Raw genomic sequence first — 12001 nt, 5'->3', positions numbered from 1 at the left:
TTTCATCTTCTTACTTCTCCCGCCTTTTTTCTTAATTCACATTAGGCGTAAATTATGAATTAGCCTTAACGTTTTTGAGTGGCGATCGCTAATTTTGCTCCCTGTACCTGACGTACTTGATCCATGATGGCCACTACCTTACCATGTCCTACTCTTTCATCAGCATTAATAACTACTAGGGCTTCCTGGTTAGCACCAACTAGGTTACGCAATTGTCCCGCCACAGCATCAACTAGAATCGGTTGACGATTCAAGCTAACCGCCCCTTGTTCATCTACCGTGATCGTAATCTTTGCAGGTACTTGCTGTTGTTTTGCCGTTGCCGCTTTTGGTAAATTAACTGGCAAGCCTTCTGAACGAGTTAAAAACAGCGTAGACATGATAAAAAATGTCAAAATTGCAAAAATCACATCGATCATCGGCACAATGTTGATCTGTGCTGGAATATCTGGCTCATCTTGTAGACGCATAGGTTCTCTCTCCTCTTTCGTAGCGGCGGCGGTAAAGTAATTCTAATTGACCACCATACTCCTGAAATAGTGCCATCTGTCTGGTGTAAAGTCCCCGAAAGGAGTTAGCAAAAAACAGTGTGAATATTGCCACTACCAATCCTGCTGCTGTAGATACTAGAGCTTCGCTGATCCCCGCCGTCACACCTGCGGTTTTTGTCCCTCCCACATCACCAATATCTAAAGAAGCGAAGGAAGTAATCAAACCTAAGACTGTACCCAGCAAACCTAAGAGCGGTGCTAAACCGATAATTGTGTCGAAAATATTTTGAAATCGCTTGAGTACGGGGATTTCGGCTTGAGCTTCGCTTTCTAGGGCTAGGCGAAATTCCTCTGGTGTTGGTTCTTCTAACTCCAAAGCCGATAAAAAGACACGCGCTAGTGGTAAATCTACATTTTTTCTGAGTTTATCTATTGCGCCAACGACATTATCTAGCCGATAGAGGTTCAACACATCTCTAACTACGCGCTGTTGGCGATTGTTGATTTTTAGCCAAAATCTGGCACGCTCAACAATCAATGCTACTCCCAACACAGAAAAACCTAACAGAGGCCACATGACTACGCCGCCTGCTGCAAAAAGATTTTGGATTCCCATTTACTGCCTCATCATGAATCAAAAACCAGATTAGCAGAATCCTCTAGTAAATTGATACTCTTTGTCAAGAGTATCTCAAATATGATGCAAATTATTCTCAAATTTTTGAGGTTGTATTTAGTATCAATTGCATCATAAATATTGACAAGAGTCATGGGGATAGTATCCGTAAGGTTACCCCCAGGGCTTTTTATGATAAACAGAATACTTAAGAATCCGGTTTTTAGATTGGATATACCGTAAACTTGTGCAAACTTCCATACATCGCTTGAGAATTTGATTTTCTATTGTCAACGACAATATCTTAACTATTGATAATTAATAGCAAACAATGTACTTGACGGTGAGTAAGAATAAATTCGGAGATAGTAATTTTTGAGTTTGTTAGGACTTACGCACCCAGATTTTCTGTTGAGGCCGGGTGTAAAGGTTTCAAACATTTATACCCCTAAACCCCTATACCCTTACGCCCTTCTTCCAAGTCTTGATCTTTCGTTTTCACGCGTAAGTCCTATTTGTTATCAATTGCGTAATTTCTATGCTTGCTAAATGTCATCTTTTCCCTACTCCCTGGTATATTACTCATGACCTATGGTCAACATCAGCGATAACATAGGTATTTAAAGGAACTTTGCAAATCCAATGTGGTGTGAGGAGTCGGGTGATGAAGTATTTACCTTATTTAGTGGCAATTGTTGGAACTAGTTCTGCTTTAAGTCTCGTGATTAATACTCAACCAGCACAAGCGCAAGTTGCATATGGTAGCTATGTAGGTGTTGGACCAACTGTTGGTTTGACCGATAGTATCCAAGTTGGTGGGGTGCTAGCTTTCCGCTACAAACTGCTAGAATCACCAATTTCTTTTCGCGCTCAAGCTTTAGTTGGACAAAATACCGCAGTCGTACCTACAGTATCCTATGACCTCCCTTTAAATTGGCAAACAGATGCTTACTTAGGCGCGGGATTAGTTTTAACTGGCGGTAATAGTGCTTCTCCTGTCGGTGACAAAATTAGTTTTGCCCTACAACCCGGCATCGATTATGTCGTTCCTAACAGTAATACTGTGCTGTTTGGTAATGCCATCATCGCCTTTGATGCTTATCGTAACGGTGGCGGCGCAGCTGTCTCTGTTCAAGGTGGTGTAGGTTTGAGGTTTTAAATACATAGCAACAAAGTATGAAAACAAAAAACCTGAGTCTTGCTATGGACGCAGAGGCATAAGAGTATAAGCATTCAAACACCTGGTACTCTTATATCTTTGCGTCCACTTATCATGACCTTGCAGCATCAATATCTAATGATTTTGCTAGGGAAAATCTTACTGTCTATGATACCCATCAATTTTTTACTATTGAATAACTTCTATCAATAGAAAACTGCGGTAAATATTTATAAGAAAAAGTTTACAAAGTTTAATAGAATAGATTCATTCACCAATAAGTATTTTTGCTTAATAACATGATGGCGGATGGATTTCCTTGGCTGACCGCGATTATATTACTACCACTCGTTGCTTCTGCATTTATTCCCCTGCTGCCTGATAAAGAAGGTAAGCTCGTGCGATGGTATGCCTTGGGTGTAGGAATCGCGGATTTTGTTTTGATGTGCTATACCTTTTGGCACCATTACGATGCAAGCAGTGCGACTTTTCAACTAGTGGAGAAATATGATTGGGTACCTCAGATAGGTTTTAGCTGGGCGGTCTCAGTCGATGGAATATCCATGCCACTAGTGTTGCTGGCAGGATTTGTGACGACTCTTTCCATGTTGGCTGCATGGCAAGTTAATCTCAAGCCTCGCCTGTTTTATTTCTTAATGTTGGTGTTGTATTCTGCCCAAATTGGGGTGTTTGTCGCCCAAGATTTGCTGTTGTTCTTCATTATGTGGGAACTGGAATTGGTTCCTGTGTATTTGCTAGTCTCGATTTGGGGCGGACAGAAACGCCGCTACGCTGCGACAAAGTTCTTACTTTACACAGCAGCAGCTTCAATTTTCATCTTAATCGCTGGGCTGGCAATGGCTCTCCACGGCGATAATACTACTTTCGATATTGTCGAACTCGGTGCAAAAAACTACCCTCTGGCTTTAGAGTTATTACTTTATGCTGGATTACTAATTGCTTTTGGCGTAAAACTAGCGATTTTCCCCTTACATACCTGGTTGCCTGATGCCCACGGTGAAGCTTCAGCACCTGTATCGATGATTTTGGCAGGCGTACTTCTAAAAATGGGTGGTTACGGATTGATTCGCCTAAATTTGGAATTACTGCCTGACGCGCATATTTACTTTGCACCAGTGTTAGCAACTTTGGGTGTAATCAATATTATCTATGGCGGTTTGAACTCCTTTGCTCAAACTCACATGAAGCGCCGCCTTGCTTATTCTTCCGTTTCCCACATGGGGTTTGTGCTGCTGGGTATTGCCTCTTTCACCGATGTGGGTGTGAGTGGTGCTATGCTGCAAATGCTTTCCCACGGTTTGATTGCGGCGGTGTTGTTCTTCCTGGCTGGTGTAACATACGATCGCACCCATACAATGGCGATGGATAATTTGGGTGGTATCGGTCAAGCTATGCCCAAAGTGTTCGCTTTGTTTACTGCCGGCACAATGGCATCTTTGGCACTCCCAGGAATGAGTGGTTTTGTCAGCGAACTTAAGGTATTTATTGGTGTCACCACTAGCGACATTTACAGTCCAACATTCTGCACTGTTATGGTATTCCTCGCCGCAGTAGGAGTTATCTTAACGCCGATTTATCTACTGTCTATGTTGAGACAAGTGTTTTACGGCACTGGTGCAGAACTCAGTTGCAATATTAACAATGGTGCCTACGAGAACCAAGAAGATGAAGGAACAGCTTGCTTTGGTACAGACTGTCTCTTACCAGGGGAAGCTGTATACAGAGATGCCAGTATCCGGGAAGTATTTATTGCCGTTTCCTTCTTGGTATTGATTATTGGTGTAGGTGTCTATCCCAAAATCGCTACGCAACTTTACGATGTGAAAACCGTTGCAGTTAATACTCAGGTACGCCAATCCTATACCCAAATTGCCCAAAGCAATCCTCAGATATATGCTAAAGGTTTCTTTGCTCCCAAAATTGTAGAGCCTGAATTTATGGCGGTTTCGGGAGTAATCAAATAGTCCCATCACTATATCAAAAATTAGGCGATCGCTTCTTTGTGGGGCGATCGCTTTCTTATATTTAAATAGCGTATTTTTGCTAATTATAATTTAGTAGCCTTGCCAATAGGCGATCGCTTAAGTTAAATTTGATACGAATTTTGTAAAACCAAATAATACTAGGAATAACTATAACTTTTTGTAGTCAGATTTAACTGTGACTACGAAACAAGTTAAGGCAACAACTTAGACTGGTGTAGGTTGGGTGGAGGAACGGAACCCAACATTCTCAAGACTTTGTTGGGTTTCGCTATCGCTCCACCCAACCTACCATTCTCTTAACTGAACCGTATTTCCTTATACCCCTACACCCTTGTCCAAACCCTTGATTTTTCGTTTTTATGCGTAAGTCCTAATTTACTGAGATTTTCTCAGGCTGCTTAAAATAATTTGCTGAGTGGAGTCGATAAACCATCGATACTTACAACATTTTTTTGCTTGCGATAGTCATTAACTCCTTGCACTCCTTTTTTCTCTGCCCAATCAACTAAAGCCTGTCTTTGTCCTTGATATTCATACAGTGGAACACCAAGACCACAAGAAGTTTGCACGCGGTCAATGTCTGCAACTATAATTTGCCGAGTTCCAGGGATTGGGGGAAATAATGAGTAAAAGGAATCCCAATTAGGGGAACTGGGTAAAATTGTCTCTCCTTTTCCATAGAGGCGTAAAATTAGAGGCGCTCCTTCAAAAGCGCAAAACATCAAGGTGATTCGCCCGTTTTCTTGGAGATGGGCTGAGGTTTCATTACCACTACCTGTTAAATCTAGGTAAGCTACCTGATGGGGGGAAAGAATCCGAAAACAGTCTAGTCCTTTGGGAGACATATTCACATGGCCATCAGGACTCAGGGGTGCAGAAGCTACAAAAAACAGGTGTTGGGCTGCAATAAATTCTTGTAATTCTTTGGTAATGTGGTCGAAAAGTTTAGCCATAAATGGTAAGTATTAAGTGCTGAGAGGCTATATATAAAATAAATTTTAAGTAGGGTGTGTGACGCCTTTAGGCTAACGCACCGCCCATAACACGGTGCGTTAGGCGCTTAAATTGTATTTTTCGTGACCAATAATATCGAAATTTGCGCCTAACACACCCTACAAACTACGAATTACAAACTTTCACGCAGCACCTTTTTGTGGTCTGGTGTACTTCCTTACATATACAGGTAATTCTATACTTGAATCTAAGCGGGAATCATTTATAGGTGTAGCCGCAGTTAATTTTAATGGAATTTGTCCTGCCCAGACTGGTATTTGATAATCTGCTTCATCGTCAATTGGTTCACCCGTGCGGATTTTTGCGGAAGCTTCTGTTAGGGGTAGAGATAATACTATAGTTCCTGCTAATTCTTGACGATTAGGCGATCGCACTTCTTCCCACCTCCCTAGAATAACGTGTTCTGTAAATGCTTTGAGAGCAGCTAATTTTTGCTCTGCATCTTCTACTAGTGTGGCTTTACCAAATACTACCACTGAGCGATAGTTCATGGAGTGGTGAAACGCTGATCGCGCTAAGACTAACCCATCAATTAAGGTGACTGTGACGCAGATATCAAGACTTTGTTGCAGGGTTTTTAACATCCGGCTAGCAGGCGACCCGTGAATATATAATGTATCGTCTATTCTTCCATAGGCTGTAGGAATCACAACAGGCTGTCCATCAGCCACAAAACCTACATGACAGACTAATCCTTCGTCCAAAATTTGATAAATGGTTTCACTTTCGTAGTTAGCTCTTTTAGGTACGCGTTTAACTGTAGTTCTTTGGCTGGGGGCTTTTTGTTGGGTCATGATGGGAAATTTCTACTCTATACGGTTAGAGTAATCAGGTAAGTGGAAGTAAACAAGAGCCACTTTTTAGTTATCTGACCAGTCCACTTGTGTGATTTATGGATTTTGCTATTAATATCGACCCAGACGCACCTTTACCTCTGCATCGCCAAGTTTATGAAGAATTACGTCAAGCTATTTTGTTAGGACGGTTAATTTCAGGGGAAAAACTACCATCTACGCGATCGCTTGCTCAATTACTCGGTGTTTCTCGTGCTACTGTAACTCAAGGTTATGAGTTATTGCTGAGTGAAGGTTATCTAGAAACTATTGTGGGTTCGGGGACGTTTGTTTGTCGTCAACTTCCCGATGAATTACTGAATACTGCACCAATTGAGTCAAAATTACAACTAAATAACTCACCTGTGCCTTTATCAGCTTATGGTAAAAGTTTGAATGATAAAGCGTTTTTACGTATACCAGAACAAGCGGTAGAAATTAGCTTTAGTTATGGACGACCAGCTTTTGATAAGTTCCCGCTAGATTTATGGCGTAAGTTAATCTCTCGTCATTGCCAACTCAAGCCAAGTGTGCTTGACTATACAGATAATTCCCTGGGATATCAACCATTAAGGGAGGCGATCGCCGCTTATCTTTCACGCTCTAGAGCCGTTAATTGTCAAGCAGAACAAATCATTATTGTCGGTGGTTCCCAGCAAGGTCTTGATTTAATTACACGTATATTAATTGACCGTGGTGATGGAATTGTTGTAGAAGAACCGGGTTATTTAGGTGCTAGACGAGCTTTTTTAGCTCAAGGGGCTAGTCTATTTCCTGTTCCTGTTGATCAATCAGGGCTAATAGTCAATAAGTTGAAAACAGGTATAATTCCTAACCTTAAACTAGTTTATGTCACTCCCTCCCATCAATTCCCTACAGGTGCGGTGTTATCTCTTCCCCGCAGATTAGAGTTACTGGCTTGGGCGCAGAAAGCAGGGGTGATAATTATTGAAGATGACTATGATAGTGAGTACCGTTATGGTGAGCGTCCCATACCAGCTTTACAAGGATTAGATCAGGGTAACTCAGTTATTTATGTGGGGACATTTTCTAAAGTCCTTTTTCCCGCCTTGCGCTTGGGTTATTTAGTTTTACCCCAGAATTTAGTAAATATATTTGCCCGTGCAAAATGGCTGGCAGATAGGCAATGTAGTTTACTAGAACAGTATGCCCTGACTGATTTTATTACAGAAGGACATCTGGAACGACATATAAGAAAGATGCGATCGCTTTACAACCAACGTAGGCAAACTTTAGTACAGTCTTTGTTTTCTCATTTTGGCAATAGAGCAAAAATTCTCGGAGAAAATGCAGGAATGCACCTCATGGTAAAAATAGATACTCAAATCAGCGATGATGAAATAGTCCAGAGTGCAGCTCTTTCCGGTGTCAGTATCGGGGCAGCGTATCCCCAGTATTTAAAAGATAGCCCTGGTAGTGAATTTATCTTTGGCTATGCAGAACTCAATGAACAGCAAATTCAAGAAGGGGTACGGCGACTGGCTAGGGTAATTCATCATTCAGAAGGTGCAGGGGTATAAATTTTTAAAACCCCTACACCCCTATACCCTTAAACCCAGTCTTAACAAACAACCTGTGTGCGTAAGTCTGAAAATTTAGCTACGCAACGAAGGCAAGGCTTACGCCTATATAATTTGCAATTAAACTTAATATCAAAACAGAACAATAAATATGAAACTATGTAGTATTAAATCGAGTCATTATCAGTAGATTTAACATCACTAAATTTAACATCACTTAAGGTAAACCGTGATGAAAGGGCAGATTTGGTCGTTACAGCGAAAATTACTGGTTAGCACAGTGATTACAGTATCTTGGATAACTCCCGTTTTAGCTCAATCAGATCCGCTTCTGACTCGTGCCGAAGTTTACAAACTTACTAAGATTGTAGAACTGCTGCTACACAACCAAACTCAACGCCCAGCACGCCCCAAGGATGTTGTCGTTCCTAAAGATGCAGTAAAAACGGGTGTCAGTTCAGAAGCGCAACTATTCTTTAATGATCAATCCCTCATTCGGGTAGACCAAAGTAGTATCTTTCGCTTTGAACCAGGGTTACGTCGCTTTAAGTTGCGAAATCTGATTGCCCTGAATGAAATGATATTTAAATTGGAAAGTGGCACAGCTTTAATTTTGAGTCCACCGGGAAGTGTGGGAACAGCAATAGAAACACCAGAAAGTCAGATTACTATTTTTGCAGCAAATCCAGCAATTACCTCCAGTGGGCAGAACACTATTGCCAAACTTAACTACCCTGTTATTACTAATTATAAAAATACAAAATTAACCCAAAATAATGATTTATATGCACCTGCACAAAAAGCTAGTGCAGTGATGGTCATACATAATCAAGAAAGCAAAAAAACACAAGTTTTTGCCCTAACTGATGGAGATATTAAAATTACAGATCAGAGAGGAAGAAAAATTGTGACTTTGCTTGGTGGTCAAACAGTAGCAGTGAAAAATGGTGTAGTGGGAAATCCTCAGGAATTTGACTTGCCAGCCTTTTATAAAAGTATCACCCTCGCTTCTGGACTAGGTGCGGGACAAGAAAATTTAGTGGCTCAAGAAACTACTCCGGTGCAAGAAACAATCAAAGCTGTACGCATAGAAACATTAGCCGCTTTGAGAAGACAATCCGACAGGTTTAGAGGATTTACCAGGACATTTTTAGCCGATGCACTCAATGGTACAGAAGGTGATTTAAATCCTCGCCCATCAGTTTCCGTCAGGATTACAAACCCACAAGTTGTTACAGGTACTTTTTACCGAAGACAGGGTAATAATGCTGTGTTTATTCCTGATAATAATCCTAACTCTCCAGTTGATATTTCCGTAGATTTTGATCAGCGAACAATTGACATTGGTGGCAATACAGGCGTGTCTAATAGGGCAGGATTAAGTGGTAATAATGCTAGCGGTTCCGTAATTAATGCTAACGGTCAAATAACTCAAATAGAAGTTTTTGCTGTGAATGGAGAAAGCCCACAAGAAGGTGTTCCTTATCGTGGTAGTTTGACGACAGGTGTAGCGCGCGATCGCTAATTTTTTAATATTCCAATAAAACACTTACGGCTTGATAGAAGTCGGGAATTTAAAACTTTAGATTTTGTTAAAATTTGGTGAAAGTATTAAATTTTTGATGCCTCTATTTTTTAACAACGAATTATTGAGAATTTTAATTTTGATCAGGTGTGAGGAGTGATGCAAAATAAAATAAACTTATTACTACTATCTGGCACAGTATTATTAGGGCTAAATGTTCCAGTTTTGGCGGAAGATATAGTCAAAAATCAATGGCGATCGCCAGATGAATCTAATGTCAAAAACTTATCCTCTGAAGTTAGTAGTAAAGATGCTCAATATTTAGCTGAACAAGTTTCTATTCATCCATCTGACTTTTCACTGGATCTGGAAAACCCCTCTCCAAACCTCTCCCCTAAAAGGAGAGAGGCTTTGAATTTTCGCACTTCCATACAAGAGAAGGGGGTTAGGGGGTTAGGTTTCACATTAACTTTTCCAAATAATGTGAAAAGTCAGATTAATCCAGATATTTACTCTCAAACATCACCTGAACAAAATATGGCACAGGTGACATCAGTATCACAATTATCTGATGTACAACCAAGTGATTGGGCTTTTGCTGCCTTGCAATCCTTAATAGAACGTTATGGAGTTATAGCAGGTTATCCTGATAGTACATTTAAAGGCGATCGCACCATTACACGTTACGAATTTGCGGCTGGATTAAATGCTGCTTTAGATAAAATCAATCAATTAATTGCATCTGGCTTAACAGATAAAATCACCGATGCTGATTTAGAAACATTACGAAAACTCCAAGAAGAATTTGCTACAGAATTAGCCATTTCTAGAGGTAGAGTTGATGCTTTAGAAGCCCGTAGTGCTGATATCCAAGCTCAACAGTTTTCCCCTAACGTAGTATTAGGAGGACAAACTATTTTCGGGCTAGCCGGTGGTTTTGGGGGGAATCGTCCAGGTGATGGAGAAGCCAACACAATTTTTACTTACCTGACACAATTACAACTAGCTTCCTCCTTCACAGGAAAAGACCGTTTTCGCGTCGGGCTAATATCAGGAAACGCCGCTAATAATAGCTTTGAAAACCTCCAAGCCTTCAATACCAACATGGCGAGATTAGCTTGGCAAGGAAATTACGACAATCAAGTTAGTATAAACTCCGTTGAATATCGAGTTGCAGGTTTAGGCGATCGCGTTGTTTTCACCTTTAAACCTGTAGGATTTAGCTTAGGCAGCGTACTTAGTCCTAACTCCATCTATGCAGATGCAGGACAAGGAGCAATATCTGCATTTGCAGGTTCAACCCCTATCTTGAGAATTGGTAACTTAGATGCTGGTTTAGGCTTTGACTGGTTACTTTCAGATGAAATCCGTTTGCAATTCGCCTATGGTACAAGAGGTAGCAGCGACAGCAATCAAGGTTTATTTGGTGCAGATCACAGCGCCTTAGGATTGCAGTTTTTATACAAGCCAACCCCCTCACTTATTACAGGTTTAGCTTATATCAACGCTTATTCCAGCGATGGTCACTTAGATACGGGTACTGGTAGTAGTAACGCCGATACCTCAGGGGGAATTAACGAACCTTCGCAAATCCACGCCCTCAACGCTAGCATGAGATGGCAATTAACTAATAAACTAGTCCTTGGTGCTTGGGGTGGTGTCATGGTGACAGATTCCCTCAAATCAGATGCAGTTGTTCTCAGCAGCACCTATACAGTTTCTTTAGGTATATATGACCCCTTTGGCAGAAAAGGGGATTTATTTGGTTTTCTCTACGGCTTACCACCAAAATTAAACAACGGCGTATTAATACCCACCCCAGATACTGGCAATTCCACTCACTACGAAGTTTTTTACCGCTATTTAGTCAACGACAACATCGCCATCACCCCTGGCTTTTTTCTTGTCACCGACCCTGGTCATATTTCCAGCAACAATGATATTTTCATCGGTGCTATCCGTACCACCTTTAATTTTTAAAAAATTGCGTCAACCCATAGATGTTTTTCTGCACAGCTTCAGTTTTTTGCCTCTATACCTCATCCTGATTAGGTTGCAGCCCATAACATTAAAACTGGGGTTGACGCAATTACCTCTAACCTTTGCCATAACAGCTTTTGAGTTAATTTTTGCCATACCCTTCTTGACAATCCCATGTCTGAAAAGTTATCTTGGCTCCATGTTGACGCAACTGAACCTTGAAAACCAAATACACCAAGGCTTTGAGAGCCAAGCGGTTAAAACCCTCTAAAATCCCTATCAGGGATTGAAACTTGTTTCCTGTTAAAGAATTCAGGATTCATAACCGTTAAAACCCTCTAAAATCCCTATCAGGGATTGAAACGTAAGGGTATGGCGTGACGTTTCTGCTGATCTAATCGCTCAAGGTTAAAACCCTCTAAAATCCCTATCAGGGATTGAAACGAAGTGGTGGAAGCGCCTGTATCCCGCCCCTTAGTTAAAACCCTCTAAAATCCCTATCAGGGATTGAAACGGAACTAACGCTTGGGGAGAGAACGACCTCTGTTTGGAGTTAAAACCCTCTAAAATCCCTATCAGGGATTGAAACGGGACAAGTACTTTATTCAGCCCAAAGTATTTGAATGGTTAAAACCCTCTAAAATCCCTATCAGGGATTGAAACTACTGATGAGCCAGATGAGTGGCTCATAGAGGAAGGGTTAAAACCCTCTAAAATCCCTATCAGGGATTGAAACAGATTGTAAACAGTAGCGACAAATCTTCCATCACTCCCACGTTAAAACCCTCTAAAATCCCTATCAGGGATTGAAACCGACTCGGCGAAATCCGGTTTTG

Annotated in this window: 9 protein-coding genes and 1 CRISPR repeat array (1 of these 10 cut by a window edge); of the genes, 5 read left to right on the top strand and 4 right to left on the bottom strand. The window is 41.1% G+C overall.

Translation table 11 applies throughout. The annotated features are described in order from the left end of the window. Positions 1-65 precede the first annotated feature (65 nt). A complete protein-coding gene (locus ACM5QX_RS20720; protein ID WP_011319089.1) occupies positions 66-470 on the bottom strand; it encodes an ExbD/TolR family protein in 405 nt (134 codons plus the stop codon). Further along, on the bottom strand, positions 454-1107 hold the full coding sequence (locus tag ACM5QX_RS20715; RefSeq protein WP_011319090.1) for a MotA/TolQ/ExbB proton channel family protein: 654 nt from the start codon (positions 1105-1107) through the stop codon (positions 454-456). Before ACM5QX_RS20715 ends, ACM5QX_RS20720 begins: the two co-directional genes overlap by 17 nt. A 664-nt stretch (positions 1108-1771) precedes the next feature. On the opposite strand from ACM5QX_RS20715, the gene ACM5QX_RS20710 reads away from it, so the two are divergent. Beyond that, a complete protein-coding gene (locus ACM5QX_RS20710) occupies positions 1772-2266 on the top strand; it encodes a hypothetical protein (RefSeq protein ID WP_414755226.1) in 495 nt (164 codons plus the stop codon). Positions 2267-2565: 299 nt separating this feature from the next. Continuing rightward, a complete protein-coding gene (locus ACM5QX_RS20705) occupies positions 2566-4251 on the top strand; it encodes an NAD(P)H-quinone oxidoreductase subunit 4 (RefSeq protein WP_414755229.1) in 1686 nt (561 codons plus the stop codon). A gap of 419 nt (positions 4252-4670) precedes the next feature. Here ACM5QX_RS20705 and ACM5QX_RS20700 read toward each other — a convergent pair whose 3' ends face one another. Continuing rightward, positions 4671-5225 (bottom strand): pyridoxamine 5'-phosphate oxidase family protein, encoded by a 555-nt coding sequence (locus ACM5QX_RS20700; protein WP_414755225.1) that lies wholly within the window; start codon positions 5223-5225, stop codon positions 4671-4673. 183 nt (positions 5226-5408) lie between these two features. Then, positions 5409-6080 (bottom strand): pyridoxamine 5'-phosphate oxidase family protein, encoded by a 672-nt coding sequence (locus ACM5QX_RS20695; protein ID WP_414755224.1) that lies wholly within the window; start codon positions 6078-6080, stop codon positions 5409-5411. A 98-nt stretch (positions 6081-6178) separates the two neighbouring features. Here ACM5QX_RS20695 and ACM5QX_RS20690 point away from each other — a divergent pair, with 98 nt between their 5' ends. The 3 genes from ACM5QX_RS20690 (at position 6179) to ACM5QX_RS20680 (ending at position 11165) form a co-directional block, all read left to right on the top strand. Beyond that, positions 6179-7660, top strand: coding sequence for a PLP-dependent aminotransferase family protein (locus ACM5QX_RS20690; protein WP_414755223.1), 1482 nt, complete (start codon positions 6179-6181; stop codon positions 7658-7660). 232 nt (positions 7661-7892) lie between these two features. Then, on the top strand, positions 7893-9185 hold the full coding sequence (locus ACM5QX_RS20685) for a hypothetical protein (protein ID WP_414755222.1): 1293 nt from the start codon (positions 7893-7895) through the stop codon (positions 9183-9185). Positions 9186-9344: 159 nt separating this feature from the next. Continuing rightward, complete coding sequence (locus ACM5QX_RS20680; RefSeq protein ID WP_414755221.1) at positions 9345-11165, top strand: iron uptake porin; 1821 nt, start codon at positions 9345-9347, stop codon at positions 11163-11165. A gap of 256 nt (positions 11166-11421) precedes the next feature. Further along, positions 11422-12001: a CRISPR direct-repeat array (repeat unit 37 nt; unit sequence GTTAAAACCCTCTAAAATCCCTATCAGGGATTGAAAC) (it continues 844 nt past the right edge of the window).

Source organism: Anabaena sp. CCY 9910 (genome assembly GCF_963920875.1).
Classification (GTDB): domain Bacteria; phylum Cyanobacteriota; class Cyanobacteriia; order Cyanobacteriales; family Nostocaceae; genus Trichormus; species Trichormus variabilis.
The sequence above is the reverse complement of the archived record's forward strand: the minus strand, read 5'-3'. Positions and strand labels throughout refer to the sequence as shown.